The sequence below is a fragment of the Amycolatopsis albidoflavus genome, assembly GCF_039525725.1.
In the GTDB taxonomy this organism is placed as follows: Bacteria; Actinomycetota; Actinomycetes; order Mycobacteriales; family Pseudonocardiaceae; genus Amycolatopsis; species Amycolatopsis albidoflava.
Genome location: NZ_BAAAHV010000012.1, coordinates 341,276 through 357,221 on the forward strand (window position 1 = coordinate 341,276; position 15,946 = coordinate 357,221).

Consider the following 15,946-nt stretch of genomic DNA (forward strand, 5'->3'; position numbering starts at 1 on the left):
CGGCTGTATAGGTCGTTATACACCAGTCAGGCGACGGAGATGTCGTCCGCGTAGATCGGGCTCTGGCCGTACCAGCCGTGGACGTACACCGTCACCGCGCCGGACGAGCCGGTGGTGAACGGGATGGTCAGCTTGGTCCAGCCGGAGTTCGCCGTCCACGAGCTGGCCGTCGCTCCCCCGCGGACCCCGGCGTAGGCGTAGCCGCCCTGCACCCAAGCCGTCAACGTGTACGCGTGGTTCGGCGCGAGCGTCAGGTTCTGCGCCGCTTCCCCGGTCGTCGACGCGGTCGGCGACACCTGCAGCGCGTGGCTGCCGGAGTGCACCGGCGAGGACACGATCGTCCCCCCGGTCCACGGGCTCAGCGCACCGGTCTCGAAGTTGCCGTTGATGACGCTGCCGGTCGGGCTGGTTCCGTTGACCGTCAACGTGTACGTGGCGGTGTGGCTGCCGCCGCCCGCCACCGAACCGGTGATGGTCAGCGGGTAGACGCCTGGCTGAGTCGCGGCCGTCGTGGTGATCGACAGGTTCGCGCTCTCCCCCGCCTTGACTGTCGTCGGGCTGACCGAAGCGGTCACGCCGCCCGGCGCACCGCTCACGGCGAGGGAAACCTGCTGCGCCGTACCGGAAGTCACCGCGGTGGCCACCTTCCCGGTCGCCGAGCCGCCCGGGTCGATCGAAGCCGACGCGGGGCTGGCCGTCACCGAGAAGTCGTTGCCCGGCACCGGAGTTCCGCCGGTGAACGGAGCGAACGTGTGGCTGAAGTACCACTTGTCCTGCGGGATGCCGGAGCAGGTGTCCTGTGCTCCGGTGCCCGGGCAGGTGCCGTTGTCCCGCTGCAGCGCCCAGAACGACAGCATGTTGATGCCCTTGGACACCGCCCAGTTGTAGACGGTGACCGCGTCGGCCGTGGTGAAGGTTTCGGCCGCGCCGAAGTCGTCGATGCCCGGCATCTCGGTGATGCCGACCATCCCCCACAGCTGGTCCTGCGACTTGTCCGGGTACAGCGAAGCCAGCTGCGACACCAGCCCGGCGGCGGCGGTCTGGGTGTCCTGCGCCATGTTGTGCGTCGCGTTGTCGTAGTAGTCGAAGGTCATCAGGTTGACCACGTCGACCTTGGCTCCGTTGGAAACCGCGTTCTGCAGAACGCCCAGCGCGCTGGTGAGACCGCTCGTGGTGGTCGGCAGCGTGTAGGAGATCTGCAGCGAGCGCCCGTTGGCCGCCGCCCAGTCCTGGACCTTCTTGATCGCCTTGTTCCGGCGGTCGACGCCGGCCGAGTTGGTCAGCGAGTTGTCCTCGATGTCCATGTCGAGGCGCGGCACGTCGTACGTGGTGATCAGCGATTCGTACGCCGCCGCGATCTTGTCGACGTCCGTGCAGCTGTCGGCGATTTCGGTGGCGTTGTGGTCCGCGGTGTAGCCGCCGAAGGACGGGATCACGTCGCCGCCGCGCGAGCGGATGGTGCGGAAGTCCGCGCCGAACGACGAATCCGCGACCGGCAGGCTCGCGTCGCCGTTCCAGAGGACGGTGCACGAACCCGAGGAGGCGGTCTGCAGGAAGGCCATCGTCAGGTGCTTGACGCCGGCTTCCTGGGCCATCGCGGCCGGGCTCTGGCCGTTCCAGGATTCGAAGTAGGGCGCGAAAACGTGGTTGGGCAGCGGCGTCGCGGCGTGCGCCGGGGCCGCGGTGGCGACCAGCACGCCGAGCGGAGCCGCGGCGGCGGCCAGGACAGCGGACAATCGTGACAAGTGACTTCTTCGTCGCATGCGGGCTCCAGTGCCGAAAAAGGGGCCGTGCGGCGGCGGCGCACGGCCGGAACCTTCTCAGAATTGGACTGGACCAGTCACCCGTCAAGGTCTAGACCACTAATGCGGCCGAACGGCCGGGTCGGATCGTCGGGCGCCACCGGGGGCCGGTGGTCCGGTGCCGGGCACGGAGCTGCCATCCGCTTCGTGAGTGTTTCTGCCGGTGAGAACCGGCAGAAACACTCACGACCGCCAGCGGATCAGCCGACCTGTTCCTTGGCCGGGGCAGGCGCGCCGAGCGAGAGCGTCGTCGACCGCGTAGTCAGCGAAATCAAGGCCGCGGCCAGCGTCGACACCGCCAGGAAACCGAACGCGGCGGCGAACCCGAACCGGTCCGCGAGCCAGCCCATCACCAGCGGAGCGAGCACGCCGGCGAGCTGGCCGCCGGTGTTGACCAGGCCCATCCCCGCGCCGACCAGATCGCGCGGCAGCACGCGCAGCGGCAGGCCGACGATGCCGATCGAAGCGAGGCCGCTGATGAACATCGCGACGGTCTGCAGCACGGTGAACCCGGTCGCCGAATCCGACAGCAGCATCGCGACGAGCACCCCGGCCGCGGCGACGAGCGCGGGCACCACGAGCCAGCGCGGCCGATGGTCGAAGTACCGGCTCATCAGCCAGCCGCCCAGCAGCACCGCCGCCGCGCTGACCAGCTGCGGGATCGCCGCCGAGATCCCCGCCGCGACCAGCGACAGGCCCTTCGTCTCGACCAGGTACGACGGAACCCAGGTGATCATCCCGTAGGCGAGCATGTTGAAGCAGGCGAACATCGCCGCGCAGCGGATCACCAGCCGGTTCCGCAGTACCTGCGACACCGGCACCTTCACCGGGGCGACGCGCGCCTCGGGTTCGGTCAGCTCGCGCGGCAGCGGCGCCGGCAGGAGTCGCCACAGCAACAACCCGACGACCAGCCCGGCCACCGCGACGATCCAGAACGTGTGCCGCCAGCCCGCCGCGACCACCAACGGCGCGACCAGCAGCGGACCGAGCCCGGCCCCGACCGAGTTGGACGCCAGCAGCAGCCCGGCGCCGCGGCTGCGGCCCTCCTGGGTCGTCCGCTCGGCAAGCGCCTTGAAAGCCGCGCCGGGGAACAACGCCTGCGCGAACCCGAACGCCGCGCGCAGCACGAGCAGCACGACCAATCCGGGCGCGAACCCGGTGGCGGCGGTGAAAACCGACCACGCCACCAGGGAAATCACCAGCAACGGCCGCGCGCCCACCCGGTCCGCGAGCAGCCCGCCGGGCATCTGCCCGACCAGGTAGGCGATCGCGAACGCGGACACGACCAGCCCCTGCGTGGTCTTGGAAAGCCCGAACTCGGCGCCGATCAGCGGCAGCGCGACCGCGATCATGACGCGGTCGATGTAGTCGATGATGAAGACGCCGACCAGCAGCGCCAACGTGGTCCGTTCGGTCCGCCGCACGACCGGGGCGGAACTCGGAATGCTCACCGTCGGATCCTCCTTGATTCGGCGATGCCGCATTGTGCGGTCATAGACCCCCTCCGCGGCTTCGTCGGATCCGCCGAATCCCGGGCCCGGGCCTCAGCGGATCCGACGAAGAGCCGGATTCGCTGAGGTACCCGCGGCCGGAACCGGCCGTTCGGCGGCGGAACGCGGCGGGGTTCCCTACGCTGGCGAAGCTGACGACCGCGAGCGCACAGGGACGGTGGGGATGGCCGAGGGGCGACCGGACGCGATGATCGGCGGCCGGTACCGGCTGATCAGCGAACTCGGGTCCGGCGGTTTCGGGCGGGTGTGGCGGGCCCACGACGAAGCCCTCGACGTGAGTGTCGCGGTGAAAGAGATGCGGCTGCCGCCGTCGTCCAGCGACGCCGAACAGGCCGACCGGCTGAAGCGGGCCGAGCGGGAGGCCCGGCACGCGGCCCGGCTGCGCGACCATCCGAACATCGTGGCCGTGCACGACGTCGTGGTCGAGGACGGCGTCCCGTGGATCGTGATGCGCCTGGTCGACGGCCAGACCTTGGCCGACCGCCTCGCCGACGGCCCGCTCTCCCCCGGACAGGCGGCGCCGATCGCGGCGGCGCTGGTGGACGCGCTGGGCGCCGCGCACGACGCGGACATCGCGCACCGGGACGTCAAACCCGGCAACGTCCTGCTGACCGAGCGCGGCCACGTGCTGCTCACCGATTTCGGGATCGCCACCCACGACGCCGACACCCAGCTGACCTCCACCGGCATGTTCATCGGCTCGGTCGAATACACCGCCCCGGAACGGCTCGAAGGCCACGGCCGCGGCGCGGTCAGCGACCTGTTCTCGCTCGGGGCCACCCTGTATCACGCCGTCGAGGGCGTCTCACCGTTCGCGCGCGACACCGCGAAAGCGACGATGGCCGCGATTCTCTTCCATGAACCCCAGCCGCCGCGGCGCGCGGGCGCGCTGACCGATCTCATCGTCCGGTTGCTGGCGAAAGATCCGGCTGCCCGGCCGTCCTTCGCCGAGGCACGGGAACTAGCCGCCGCGGCGAACTCGCCCCGGCGCGAAACCCGAGTCGAGACCGTTCAGCAGCCGGTCGATCCGGAACCTGTGCCGCCGCGCCAGCACGCGGACCGGCCGCGAATCATCGCCGGGACCATCGCGACCGTTTTCGGCGTGGCGATGGCCGTCGTGGTCACGATGATCACCCTGAGCGGGGCGACGCATGCCGACACCCGGGGAGACGCCCTCTTTCCCCCGGCGTTGATCGCCGGGGGAATCTCGTTCCTCGTGGGAGTCGGCCCGCGCACCTGGCCGATCCGGCACTCCAAGCCGATCGCCTTCGGCGCGAGCATGGCCACGTTCGCGGTGCTGCTCGCGCTGTGGCTGCCGAACATCGCTGTCGGCTGAGCTTTTCAGTCCGGACGCCGAACGGCGGGACCGGTCGCCCCAGCCCCGCCGTATAGGTCGTTATACACCCAGCTTACGCGCCCGCGAGACCCCGGCGCTTCAGCAGCGGCTCGATCTCCGGCGCGCGGCCGCGGAAGGTCGCGAACGCCTCCATCGGGTCGACGCTGCCGCCGAGGCCCAGCAGGGTCGACCGGAAGTGGTCGCCGTTCTCCCGCTTCAGGCCGCCGTTCTCGGTGAACCACTCGACGGTGTCCGCGTCGAGCACCTCGCTCCAGATGTAGGAGTAGTACCCGGCGCTGTAGCCGCCCGAGAAGACGTGGTTGAAGTACGTCGTCCGGTAGCGCGGCGGGACGCTTTCCAGTGCCACGCCCGCCTTTTCCAGTGCCTCGGCCTCGAACCGCTGCACGTCCTCCACCCGGTCGTCCGGGCCGAGCCGGTGCCACGCGAGGTCGAGCAGCGCGGCGGCGAGGTACTCGGTCGTGCGGAAGCCCTCGCCGTACTGCTGCGCGGCCTCCAGCAGTTCGACCTGCCCGGCGGGCAGCGGCTCCCCCGTCTCGTGGTGCTTGGCGTAGTTGGCCAGGATTTCCGGCCAGAACATCCACATCTCGTTCACCTGCGACGGGTACTCGACGAAGTCGCGCGGCACGTTGGTGCCGGTGAAGGTCGGGAACTCGACGCCGGACAGCAGCGAGTGCAGCGCGTGCCCGAACTCGTGGAACGCGGTGCGCACCTCGTCGAGCGAGAGCAGGGTCGGCTCCCCCTCGCGCGGCTTGGTCACGTTCAGCACGTTGACCACGACCGTGCGCCGCCCGAGCAGCCGCGACTGGTCCACGAAGTTGTTCATCCACGCGCCGCCGCGCTTGGAGTCGCGGGTGTAGTAGTCCATCAGGAACAGGCCGAGCCCGCTGCCGTCGGCGTCGAAGACCTCGAAGATCCGCACCTGCGGGTGGTACTTCGGCAGGTCGTTCCGCTCGGTGAAAGTCAAGCCGTACAACCGGTTCGCCGCCACGAACACTCCGTCGTGCAGCACCCGGTCCAGCTCGAAGTACGGCCGCAGCGCCGCGGTGTCCAACTGGAAGCGCTCGCGCTCCACCTTCGACGCGTAGAAGGCCCAGTCCCACGGCTGCAGCGTCGCGCCGGGCACGTCGGCTTCCAGCAGCTTCTGCAGTTCCGCGGCCTCGGTGCGCGCGTTCGCGACCGCCACCGGCGCGAGCCGCTCCAGCAGACCGCCGGCCGCCTCGACGGTCTTGGCCGTCTCGTCCGCGATCACGTACGCCGCGTGGTTCGGGTAGCCCAGCAGCGCGGCCCGCTCGGCCCGCAGCCGCGTGACCTCCTCGACGATCGCGTTGTTGTCATAGGCGTTTCCGCGGTTGCCGCGCGACACCGAAGCGGTGAACAGGCGCTCGCGCACCGAGCGGTTCTCCAGCGACGCCACGGCCGCCTGCGCGGTGGGCAGCGTCAGGGTCAGCACGTACTTGCCCTCGAGACCGCGCTCGGCCGCCGTCTGCGCCGCCGCCGCGATCGCGCTTTCGCCGAGACCGGCCAGCTCCGCGGCGTCGTCGAGCACGACGGCGAGTTCGTTGGTGTCCCGCAACAGGTTCTGCGAAAAACGGGTCTGCAGCGTGGAAAGCTGCTCGTTCAGCGCGCGCAGCTTCGCCTGGTCCGCCTCGGGCAGCCCGGCTCCGGCCCGGCTGAAGTCGGTGTAGCGGCGCTCCAGCAGCCGCAGCGCCTCCGTGCTCAGCCCCAGCTCCGCGCGCTTCTGGTACAGCGCGTCGATGCGGGCGAACAGGCGCGGGTTCAGGTGGATCGCGTCCTCGTGCGCGGCCAGCTTCGGAGCGAGCTCGGCCTGGATCTCCTGGACCTCGTCGGTCGCGTTCGAGCCCGAGATGTTGAAGAACGTGCCGGACACCCGCGTCAGCAGCGCCCCGGCCCGCTCCAGCGCCGCGATGGTGTTCTCGAAGGTCGGCTCGGCCGGGTCGTCGGCGATCCGCTCCACGTCGGCCGCGTGCTCGGCGAGACCGGCCTCGAAGGCGGGCCGGTAGTGCTCGTCGGCGATCCGGTCGAACGGCGGCAGCTCGTACGGCAGGTCGCTGGGGACGGCGAACGGGTTGTCCGGGGAAATCATTCGGGTTTGCGCTCCTGGTTCTCCACAGGGTTCTCCACGTGGTTCCGCCCACCCTACGGGGTTTGGCATCCGACGGAAGGACTGTCGATCGTCAGCGGCCCGTGCTTCCGCCGACGACGGCGTCGCTGGAACCCTTCTTGCCGCGGCCGCGTTTCTTGGGCGGCGGCGGCACGATCCCGGCCAGATCACCGCCGTGTTCGTTCACCCGGAGCACGAACGGCCGCGTTTCGGTGTAGCGGACGACCGACACCGCGGCCGGGTCGACGACGATCCGCTGGAAGGCGTCGAGATGCTGGCCCAGCGCGTCGGCCAGGATCGACTTGATCACGTCGCCGTGGCTGCACACGACCCACACCGCGTGGTCGCCGTGCTCGGCGGTGATCCGGGCGTCGTGCGCGCGGATCGCGGCCACCGCCCGCGCCTGCATCTCGGCGAGCCCTTCCCCGCCCGGGAAGACCGCCGCCGACGGGTGCGCCTGCACCACGCGCCACAGCGGTTCCTTCACCAGGTTCTTGAGCTCCCGGCCGGTCCACTCGCCGTAGTCCACTTCGGACAGCCGCGGCTCGACGACCTTGTCCAGGCCCTGCGCGGCGGCCAGCGGCGCGACGGTCTGCTTGCAGCGCAGCATCGGCGACACCACCAATTCGGCCACCGGCACCCCGGCGAACCGCTCGACGAGCGCGGCGGCCTGTGCCCGGCCGGTGTCGTCCAGCCCGACCTTCGGGGTGCGCCCGGCGAGGACGCCCGAGCCGTTGGCCGTGGACTTTCCGTGCCGGAGCAAGATGACCGTACTCACGACGCCACCCTAACCGGTGATCCGCGCGGTCAGCCGCCCGCGGGTCCCGCGTTCGGGTCGAGCACGCCGCCGAAGACCAGGCCGAACAGCACGATGCCGAGCACGACGCGGTAGATCACGAAGGGCACGAAGCTGCGCTTCTTGATGTAGGCCATCAGCCAGGCGATCACCAGGTAGCCGACGCCGAAGGCGACCAGCGTGGCCAGAATCGTCGGCCCCCACTGCGCGTTCTCGCCGTTCTTGCCGATGTCGGTGAGCTTGTACAGCCCCGAGCCGAACACGGCGGGAACCGCGAGCAGGAACGAGTACTCGGCGGCTTCCGAACGCGTGTAGCCCATCAGGAGACCGGCGCTCGTCGTGCCGCCCGAACGCGAGACGCCCGGGATCAGCGCGAGCGCCTGCGCGAAGCCGTAAACCAGGCCGTGCGGCACGTTCAGGTGGTCCAGCGTCCGCTGCTGCTTCGCGGTCCGGTCGGCGAACAGCAGGATCAGGCCGAACACGATCAGCGTGGTCGCGGTGATCCGCAGGTCGCGGAAGGCCTTGTCGATCTCGTCCTGCAGGAGCAGGCCGAGCACGACGATCGGCAGCGAGCCGACGATGATCAGCCAGCCCAGCCGCGCTTCCGGGTCGCGCCGCCAGTCCGGGCGGTAGAGCGAAAAGAACCAGGCGCGCAGGATCCGGCCGATCTTCGGTCCGAAGTAGAGGATCACCGCGAGCTCGGTGCCGATCTGGGTGACCGCGGTGAACGCCGCGCCCGGATCGCCCCAGCCCGACAGCGCCGCGACGATCCGCACGTGCGCGCTCGAGGAGATCGGGAGGAACTCCGTGAGCCCCTGCACCAGCCCCAGCACCAGGGCCTCGAACCATCCCATCAGGCCGCTCCCGCCGGTTCGCCCGCCCGCACGGGGCGCAGTCCGATTCGCACGATCGGGAACCTATCGGGTGGTTCCCGGCGGTTCCCGGGAGGGCGCCGGTGCGACACGAGGTCACCTTCGTCCGGTCGCGGGGGGTGCGCCCACTAGGCTCGGCGGTCGTGGAAAAGCGACAGCTCGGCCGGTCGGGACTGCGGATATCGCGGATGGCCCTCGGCACCATGACGTGGGGCGGCGACACCGATCCGGACGAGGCGGCCAGCCAGCTGGTCGCGTTCGTCGACGCGGGCGGCACGCTCGTGGACACCGCCGACCTGTACGCCGGCGGCGAGGCCGAGCGGATGCTCGGCGAGCTGCTGTCGGACCTGGTCCCGCGCGAGGACATCGTGCTGGCCACCAAGACTGTCGCCCGGCGCGGAGACGGCCCGTTCGGCGGCGGAGCCTCGCGCGGCGCGCTGCTGTCCGCGCTCGAAGGCTCGCTGCAGCGGCTTCGCACCGACCACATCGACCTGTGGCAGCTGCACGCGTGGGATTCGTGCGTGCCGATCGAGGAAACGCTGTCCGCGCTCGACTACGCGGTGACAAGCGGCAAGGTCCGCTACGTGGGCGTCTCCAACTACGCGGGCTGGCAGCTCGCGACGGCCGCCTCTCTCGCCACCGTGCCGCTCGTGTCCGGGCAGTTCGAGTACTCGTTGCTGGAACGCGGCATCGAACGCGAAGTCGTCCCGGCCGCCGAGCACCACGGCATCGGCGTGCTGCCGTGGGCTCCGCTCGGCCGCGGCGTCCTCACCGGGAAGTACCGCACCGGCACGCCCGCGGACTCGCGCGGCGCGTCCGCCGAGTACGCCGGATACGTCGAACACCACCGCACCGAACGCGCCGCGCGGATCGTGCAGGCCGTCGTGACCGCCGCCGAGGGGCTCGGCACCTCGCCGCTCGCGGTGGCGCTCGCCTGGGTCCGGGACCGGCCCGGCGTAGCCGCTCCGGTCGTCGGAGCGCGCGACACCGGGCAGCTCACCGGCTCTCTCGCCGCCGAGGATCTGACCCTTCCCCCGGCGATCCGCAGCGCGCTGGACGACGTCAGCAGCGTCGACTTCGGCTACCCGGAACGGGGCACCCGGTGAGCCGCAGGTGTCGGGTCGGTGACACGGGCGTGACGGTTCGGCATTCGGAGAGGATGCTGAAGGGACCCGTTCGCCGGAGCTTTGCTGGAGGTTTCAAGGTGCGTCGGCTCACCGCCGCGTCGCGGATCGCGATCCCGCTGGCCGGTGCGCTCGCGCTGTCCGCCTGCTCGTCCTCGGCCGAACCGAAGGACAATCTGCAGGTCGTGGCCAATCCGACGGCCGCCAAACCGGCCGTCTCCCCCGCCCGCGCGGTCCCGCCGGCCGGGCAGGTGCTGCCGATGCCGGTGGTGTCGGCGATCGCGACCGACCAGCAGAGCCACACCCTCGTCGTGGCCCTCTCCCAGCCGCCTGAGCTGCGGCTTTACGACCTCGGCTCGCTCGGCGCGCCGAAGAAGACCGTCGCCCTGCCCGGTCCGGCGGAATCGCTCAGCGTGTCCGGCGGCCAGGCGCTCGCCGGAGTCCCGGGCAAGGGCGTGCTCGCCCGTGTCGCGCTGCCGAGCGGACAGCTGACCGCCGAGAAGGTCGCCGGACAACCCGCCGCCGGAACGGCCGACGGGCCGGACACCCTCGTCGCGGTCCGCGACCGCAAGGCCGTCGAGGTGCTGACGAACGGCGCGGTGGCGAAAACCATCACCGGACAGCTGTACAGCGCCGACGACGTGGTCAACACCGGCAACGGTGTCGTGGTCCTCGACCGGCTGCGCACCGCCGTGTTCAGCGTGGACGTGCAGGCCGGAACCATGGACGAAGGCCTGCGCGCGGGCGACGGCGCGGCCAACGCGATCGCCGATTCGTACGGCCGCGTGCTGGTCACCGACGCACGCGCGGGCGCGCTGCTCGCGTTCTCCACCAACCCCCTGATCCTCCGCCAGCGCTACCCGGTCCCGGGCGGCGCGTACGGCATCGCCTACGACGCGAAACGCAGCCTGGCGTGGATCACCCTGACCGCCCGCAACGAGGTCGTCGGCTACGACGTCCGCGGCGGAGAGCCCGTCGAGAAATACCGATTCCCGACCGTGCGCCAGCCGGACACGGTCGGCGTCGACGACCAGAGCGGCCGCGTGTTCGTCGGCTCGGCCGCCGGAGAAGGGACCCAGGTGATCCAGCCATGACGACAGTCGACGAGGCGGTGGTCGAAGGGGATTGGGAGTATCGCCGCCTGCGCCTTCCCCCCGCGGTGTCCCGGCGCGCGGCGATGATCCAGCTTTCCATTCACGCCGAGTTCGCGGGGTGGGAACTGCGGACGGTGCGGCTCTACGCGGACGGCACGCGGCGGGTGTGGCTGCGCCGGAAGCGCACCGCGGCGGACCACTCGACAGGGCTCGCCACCTGACCTGCTTGACTGTCCGTTATGCGCAAGTTGGTCTACCTCGTCGCGTCCACGCTCGACGGCTTCATCGCCGCGCCGAACCGGGAGGACCCGACCGGCTCGGTCTTCCAGTTCGAAGGCGACCACGCCGAGCCGCTGCTGCGGGAGTACCCGGAGATGGTGCCGACCCATCTGCGGTCCGTGCTCGGCATCGAGGACGCCCCGCACCGGCATTTCGACACGGTCGTCGAAGGCCGCGTCTCCTATCAGATGGGCGTCGACCTCGGCGTTCCGGACGCGTACACGCATCTGCGGCACTACGTCTTCTCGCGCACCATGACCGAGGCTCCCGGCCCGGCTGTGCAGGTGGTCAACACCGACCCGGCGGAGAAGATCCGCGAACTGAAGAAGGAAGACGGCAAGGACATCTGGCTCGTCGGCGGCGGCGCGCTGGCCGGGGCGCTGCGCGACGAAGTGGACGAGTTGCACCTGAAGCTGTACCCGGTGGTCATCGGCTCCGGCGCGCCCCTGTTCGATGCCGGGTTCTCGGTGGACAGCTACCGGCTCGCCGACAGCCGGACATTCGAGAGCGGCGTCGCCTTGCTGCGGTACGCGCGGGCCTGAATCGGGGAATCTGGCGTGGTGGACGAACCGGTGACCCCGGTTTTCGACACGATCAGCTGAGCGCGGCGATCCACTCCGCCCACTTGGCTTCCTCCGCAGCCACATCGACCTCCGGCGCGACGATGTGGTGCGTCGCCACCAGCGGGCCGCGGAAGCCTTGCATGAAGCAGAAAAGTCCCTCATCGGTACGGATCCCGACGGTCTGGTCGTTGACCGCGTACAACACACCATCAGACCCGGCCAGCCGAACCTTCGCGCCGACGCTCAACTCCTCGACCCCCAGTTCCTTCGCCACCGCGGCCCACAACGCAGACCAGTCCGCGATCACCGTCGACCCAAACGCGGTAACCGGCTTCGCAGTACGGCCCGGGAAATGCTGCACGAACTCCACCAGGTTGCGGAAGAACAGCGCGCCGCCCGCCTGCATGGCCTCGAACTCGTCCGCCCAGTCGTCGCCGGGCAGGAAGCCGCTCGTGACGCAGCGGATCACCGAGCTGCCGCCGTCTCGGCCCTCGACGAGGAATTCGTAGGCGATCCGGCGTCCGTCCGGCCCCGGTTCGCCGCCGTAGGCCAGGCGGTTCGGCGGGTCCCACGCGGTGATCGCGTGCGTCGGCTCGTAGGCGGCGAACGCTCCGCGCACCGCGCCGCCGACCCCGCCTTCGACCTCGTTGCGGCCCATGAACCAGGAGTCGATGCCCGGCCCGGTCGCGATCGCGGCCCAGACCTGCTCCGGCTCGACCGGGACCTCGGCGACGTCGATCTCCCGGAATTCCTTACCCATGCCCGTTTTCCTCCCCCATCGGCACGCTCGGGTGCACTGCCAGCACCACCCGGTGCGCGCGGCCGTTCTCTGCTTTTTCGTCGTGGTACTTCCCCACCAGCGTGGTCACCGCGGTCGCCAGTTCCTCCGCGAACGCGGCGCGGTCGGCCGCCGAAGCGAACCGGACCTCGCCGTCGAGCGCGAAGGTGGCGACGCGCTTTCGCGCTTTCGCGGCACCGGTGATCAGGATCCCGACGTCGCGAACCAGCCGCCCGGCGACCGCGAGCAGCCAGCGCGCGGAGAGCCGGTCCGGAGACTGCGCCGGGTCGGGCTGCACGGCCGCGAGCGCGGACGGCGAGATCACGTACGACGACGCGGTCGCCTGCATCATCCGCTCCGTGACGTTGCCTTTGCGCCGCTCCTCGACCAGCTCCACGAGCCCGTGCTTTTCCAGCGCGCGCAAGTGGTAGTTCACTTTCTGCCTCGGCAGGTCGACGCGGGCGGCCAGCATCGTCGCCGAGGCAGGCTGCGCCAGTTCGGCCAGCAGCCGGGCGCGGACCGGGTCCAGCGACACCTCGGCCGCGGCCGCGTCCTCGATCACCGCAACGGGAAACATGCGTCCCATCGTCGCGTCAGAACACTCAGCTTGTCAAGACAGATTTTGTTGTCGGTGGACCTCGTTGACGACCGACGCGATCCGCGGGACCACCTGCGCGGCAGCCTCCAGCGGGACGACGTGCCCGACGCCGGGCAGCACCACGGCGTATCCCTGGGCAAGCCCGCGCACGAACTGCTCGACGTCGGCGGGCGCGACGATCCGGTCCCGCTCCCCCACGATCGCCGTCACCGGCAGGTCTCCGGCCAGCGTCAACGCGGACTCGCGCGCATAGGCGTCGAGCGCGGGCCGGAACTGCGAGATGGTGTGCGGCCAGTTGCCGCGGATCATCTTGACGGTCAGCTCGACCAGGTCCGGGTCGGGATCGTCGCCGAACAGCCACCAGCGCAGCCCGGCGCTCACCGCCCGGCTGGTGTGCTCGCGGACCAGGCCGTACAGCTTCGCGCCCAGCACCATTTCCAGGTCCTGCGCGACTTTCCCGAGCGCGTTGGGCCAGGCCGCGGACGCTTCGGTGGCGATCCGCCCGGACGACGTCGACAGCAGCACCAGCCCGCCGGCGCGCGCCGCGAACAGCTCGGGATGCCGCTGGGTCAGCGACATGACCGCGAGCCCGCCCATGTCGTGGCCGACCAGCACGACGCGACCGTGCGGGACGGCCTGCTCGATCACCTCGGCGAGGTCGTCGGCGAGCTGGCCCATCGTCGCGGTGCCGCGCGCGGCCCGGCCGGATTCGCCGTGCCCGCGATGGTCGTAGCTGAGCACCGCGAGCGGATGCTCGACCGCGTCCGGCAACACCGGGGCGATGCGGCCCCAGCTGCGCTGGTCGAGCGCGTAGCCGTGCAGCAGCACGACGGTCACGGCCGCCGCCGGGTCGCCCCTGCGCACGAGGTGCAGGGGCGTGCCGTCGGCGAGCCGGAACTCGGGCATCAGGACGAGCGGAGGAACCGGTCCAGCACGCGGACGCCGAACTTCAGCGCGTCGACCGGGACGCGCTCGTCGACGCCGTGGAAGAGCCCGGAGAAGTCGAGGTCAGCGGGCAGTTTCAGCGGCGCGAAGCCGAAGTTGCGGATGCTGAGCTGCTGGAAGGACTTCGCGTCGGTGCCGCCGGAGAGCATGTACGGCAGGGTGCGCGCGCCCGGATCCTCGGCGAGCACCGCGGCGGTCATGGCGTCGACGAGCGCGCCGTCGAACGTCGTCTCGACCGGCGGCAACTCCATCCATTCCTTCTCGATGTCCGGCCCGAGCAGCTCGTCCAGCTCTCGGTCGAACGCCTCGAGCCGCCCCGGCAGGATGCGGCAATCGACGGCGGCCTCGGCCACCGACGGAATCACGTTCGACTTGTAGCCCGCGGTGAGCATCGTCGGGTTCGCGGTGTCGCGCAGGGTCGCGCCGATCATCCGGGAGATGTTGCCCAGCTTCGCGACCGCGCCCTCGAGATCGTCCTCGGGGAAGTCCCATCCGGTGATCTCCGTGACCCCCGCGAGGAACTCGCGCACGGAATCGGTCAGCACCAGCGGGAACTGATGCTGCCCCAGCTTCGCCACGGCCTCGGCCAGCTTGGTGACCGCGTTGTCGCGGTGGATCATCGACCCGTGGCCCGCCGTGCCGCGCACGCGCAGCTTCATCCAGCGGATGCCCTTCTCGGCGGTCTCGATCACATACGCGCGGACGTTGTCCTTCAAGGTGATCGAGAAGCCGCCCACCTCGCTGATCGCTTCGGTGACGCCCTCGAACAACTCCGGCCGATGCTCGACCAGCCACTGCGCCCCGAACTTGCCGCCCGCCTCCTCGTCGGCGACGAACAGGAACACGAGATCGCGCGGCGGCACGATATTGTTGATCTTGTAGTGCCGGGCCAGGGCCAGCGTCATGCCGACCATGTCCTTCATGTCGACCGCGCCGCGCCCCCACACGTACCCGTCCTGGACGGCCCCCGAGAACGGATGCACCGACCACTCGGCCGGGTCCGCCGGCACGACGTCGAGATGGCCGTGGATCAGCAACGCCCCGCGACTGGGATCCGCTCCCGGCAGCCGCACGATCACGTTGTGCCGGTCCTTGCCGCCGGACTCGACGTAGGTGATCTCGTACCCGGCGTCAGTCAGCTTCTCCGCGACATACTCAGCCGCGACACGCTCCCCCACGAGGGTTTCGGGGTCGCCGGTGTTGGTGGTGTCGATGCGGATCAGCTCGCTGGTAAGCGTGACAGCCTCGTCCGCGGCGGCGTCGATCAAGTTCGGTTGGGTCACCGGCCATTCCTATCATCCGCCGCAGGAAGACGCCGCCGTCCCGGCGAGTGGAACCGCACCGGGCGCGCCGAGCAGAAGTCCGTGAGGGAATCAGAGTCCCTCAGGGTTCCCCACACGACCAGGCATTCCCTCAAGGAGCCCCTCACGGAACCAGATTCCCTCAAGGAGCCCTTCACAGACCACGCCGCACCCGCGCACCCACCCATCGAGGCACCCAGCCCCTCCCCCAACCCCGATACGAAGCCTCCCTGCGGTTCGGGGGTGCTTGTCAAGGCATCTTTCCCGCCTTGACAAGCACCCCCGAACCGTCAGCACACTCGGGCTTCGGGGTGCCCCACGCAACCAACGGGCCAATGTCACCGCCAGGCGACGAGCCACAGCGAAAGATCACAACGACGGCTGACGCGTGATCCCCAGATCGATCCGCATCGCAAGCCGCGCCTTGGCGTGCAGTTTCACCAGCTTGTCGAGAAGCTCGATGACGTCGTCGAGGCACGCCCGCAAGGTCGCGTCCGGCTCGTGCTCGGCCGTCTGCACCTCGGCGGCCTCGGCCTCCGCCGGAATTCCGGCCTTGAGCGCGTGCGCATAGGTCAGCATCGCGTCCCGATAATTCCGGTTGTTCGCGGTCAACTGGATGTAGCACTCGCGCAACCGCTCAGCTTTCCGCTGCTTCTCGCGGCTTCGAGTTCCGCGCTGCGCAGCCGATCCGCGTGTTCCAGTTCCTGCAGCTTCGCCCGGCCCGGCATGGACACCTCAGCCTAACCGACTGATCCGCCAGTCAACCCAAGATCGCAACTCCTTGGCACACAACCGATATCTCAA

Annotated in this window: 15 protein-coding genes; 5 read left to right on the forward strand and 10 right to left on the reverse strand. The window is 70.2% G+C overall.

Annotated features, from left to right (window positions below; translation table 11 throughout):
- Positions 1-26: 26 nt before the first annotated feature.
- The gene (locus ABD156_RS20065; protein WP_344275458.1) at positions 27-1,763 is read right to left on the reverse strand and encodes a glycosyl hydrolase family 18 protein; all 1,737 of its coding nucleotides are present in this window, start codon (positions 1,761-1,763) and stop codon (positions 27-29) included.
- Between the two features lie 239 nt (positions 1,764-2,002).
- Positions 2,003-3,253, reverse strand: coding sequence for an MFS transporter (locus ABD156_RS20070; RefSeq protein ID WP_344275462.1), 1,251 nt, complete (start codon positions 3,251-3,253; stop codon positions 2,003-2,005).
- A 223-nt stretch (positions 3,254-3,476) separates the two neighbouring features.
- On the opposite strand from ABD156_RS20070, the gene ABD156_RS20075 reads away from it, so the two are divergent.
- Positions 3,477-4,649 carry a serine/threonine-protein kinase gene (locus ABD156_RS20075; protein ID WP_344275465.1) on the forward strand — a complete coding sequence of 391 codons (1,173 nt, stop codon included), beginning with the start codon at positions 3,477-3,479 and terminating at the stop codon, positions 4,647-4,649.
- A gap of 73 nt (positions 4,650-4,722) precedes the next feature.
- Here the strand turns inward: ABD156_RS20075 and ABD156_RS20080 are convergent, their stop codons facing one another.
- The 3 genes from ABD156_RS20080 to ABD156_RS20090 form a co-directional block, all read right to left on the reverse strand.
- The gene (locus ABD156_RS20080; protein ID WP_344275468.1) at positions 4,723-6,774 is read right to left on the reverse strand and encodes a M3 family metallopeptidase; all 2,052 of its coding nucleotides are present in this window, start codon (positions 6,772-6,774) and stop codon (positions 4,723-4,725) included.
- A gap of 91 nt (positions 6,775-6,865) precedes the next feature.
- Complete coding sequence (locus ABD156_RS20085) at positions 6,866-7,570, reverse strand: histidine phosphatase family protein (RefSeq protein ID WP_344275471.1); 705 nt, start codon at positions 7,568-7,570, stop codon at positions 6,866-6,868.
- A 29-nt stretch (positions 7,571-7,599) separates the two neighbouring features.
- Positions 7,600-8,442: an undecaprenyl-diphosphate phosphatase gene (locus ABD156_RS20090; RefSeq protein ID WP_344275474.1), complete on the reverse strand. Its 843-nt coding sequence runs from the start codon at positions 8,440-8,442 to the stop codon at positions 7,600-7,602.
- A gap of 161 nt (positions 8,443-8,603) precedes the next feature.
- Here ABD156_RS20090 and ABD156_RS20095 point away from each other — a divergent pair, with 161 nt between their 5' ends.
- From ABD156_RS20095 to ABD156_RS20110, 4 genes are all read left to right on the forward strand, one after another.
- Positions 8,604-9,566: an aldo/keto reductase gene (locus ABD156_RS20095; RefSeq protein WP_344275477.1), complete on the forward strand. Its 963-nt coding sequence runs from the start codon at positions 8,604-8,606 to the stop codon at positions 9,564-9,566.
- 98 nt (positions 9,567-9,664) lie between these two features.
- A complete protein-coding gene (locus ABD156_RS20100; RefSeq protein ID WP_344275480.1) occupies positions 9,665-10,678 on the forward strand; it encodes a YncE family protein in 1,014 nt (337 codons plus the stop codon).
- On the forward strand, positions 10,675-10,899 hold the full coding sequence (locus ABD156_RS20105) for a DUF5703 family protein (protein ID WP_344275483.1): 225 nt from the start codon (positions 10,675-10,677) through the stop codon (positions 10,897-10,899). The genes ABD156_RS20100 and ABD156_RS20105 overlap by 4 nt, the downstream gene beginning before the upstream one ends.
- A gap of 18 nt (positions 10,900-10,917) precedes the next feature.
- Positions 10,918-11,499, forward strand: a complete 582-nt coding sequence (locus tag ABD156_RS20110) for a dihydrofolate reductase family protein (protein ID WP_344275486.1) — start codon at positions 10,918-10,920, stop codon at positions 11,497-11,499.
- A 52-nt stretch (positions 11,500-11,551) separates the two neighbouring features.
- Here ABD156_RS20110 and ABD156_RS20115 read toward each other — a convergent pair whose 3' ends face one another.
- The 5 genes from ABD156_RS20115 to ABD156_RS20135 form a co-directional block, all read right to left on the reverse strand.
- On the reverse strand, positions 11,552-12,280 hold the full coding sequence (locus ABD156_RS20115) for an SRPBCC family protein (protein WP_344275489.1): 729 nt from the start codon (positions 12,278-12,280) through the stop codon (positions 11,552-11,554).
- The gene (locus tag ABD156_RS20120; RefSeq protein ID WP_344275493.1) at positions 12,273-12,875 is read right to left on the reverse strand and encodes a winged helix-turn-helix domain-containing protein; all 603 of its coding nucleotides are present in this window, start codon (positions 12,873-12,875) and stop codon (positions 12,273-12,275) included. Before ABD156_RS20120 ends, ABD156_RS20115 begins: the two co-directional genes overlap by 8 nt.
- A 33-nt stretch (positions 12,876-12,908) precedes the next feature.
- Positions 12,909-13,802, reverse strand: a complete 894-nt coding sequence (locus ABD156_RS20125; protein ID WP_344275496.1) for an alpha/beta fold hydrolase — start codon at positions 13,800-13,802, stop codon at positions 12,909-12,911.
- Positions 13,802-15,124 carry a M20/M25/M40 family metallo-hydrolase gene (locus ABD156_RS20130; protein ID WP_344275499.1) on the reverse strand — a complete coding sequence of 441 codons (1,323 nt, stop codon included), beginning with the start codon at positions 15,122-15,124 and terminating at the stop codon, positions 13,802-13,804. The genes ABD156_RS20125 and ABD156_RS20130 overlap by 1 nt, the downstream gene beginning before the upstream one ends.
- Before the next feature lie 387 nt (positions 15,125-15,511).
- A complete protein-coding gene (locus ABD156_RS20135; RefSeq protein ID WP_344275502.1) occupies positions 15,512-15,775 on the reverse strand; it encodes a hypothetical protein in 264 nt (87 codons plus the stop codon).
- Between the last annotated feature and the right edge of the window lie 171 nt (positions 15,776-15,946).

What these genes read in the sequence shown, in the direction of transcription:
- ABD156_RS20065 (WP_344275458.1), bottom strand. Translation starts at nt 1,763, where the DNA reads ATGCGACGAAGAAGTCACTTGTCACGATTGTCCGCTGTCCTGGCCGCC.
- ABD156_RS20075 (WP_344275465.1), top strand. Translation starts at nt 3,477, where the DNA reads ATGGCCGAGGGGCGACCGGACGCGATGATCGGCGGCCGGTACCGGCTG.
- ABD156_RS20080 (WP_344275468.1), bottom strand. Translation starts at nt 6,774, where the DNA reads ATGATTTCCCCGGACAACCCGTTCGCCGTCCCCAGCGACCTGCCGTAC.
- ABD156_RS20090 (WP_344275474.1), bottom strand. Translation starts at nt 8,442, where the DNA reads ATGGGATGGTTCGAGGCCCTGGTGCTGGGGCTGGTGCAGGGGCTCACG.
- ABD156_RS20105 (WP_344275483.1), top strand. Translation starts at nt 10,675, where the DNA reads ATGACGACAGTCGACGAGGCGGTGGTCGAAGGGGATTGGGAGTATCGC.
- ABD156_RS20110 (WP_344275486.1), top strand. Translation starts at nt 10,918, where the DNA reads ATGCGCAAGTTGGTCTACCTCGTCGCGTCCACGCTCGACGGCTTCATC.
- ABD156_RS20115 (WP_344275489.1), bottom strand. Translation starts at nt 12,280, where the DNA reads ATGGGTAAGGAATTCCGGGAGATCGACGTCGCCGAGGTCCCGGTCGAG.
- ABD156_RS20120 (WP_344275493.1), bottom strand. Translation starts at nt 12,875, where the DNA reads ATGTTTCCCGTTGCGGTGATCGAGGACGCGGCCGCGGCCGAGGTGTCG.
- ABD156_RS20125 (WP_344275496.1), bottom strand. Translation starts at nt 13,802, where the DNA reads ATGCCCGAGTTCCGGCTCGCCGACGGCACGCCCCTGCACCTCGTGCGC.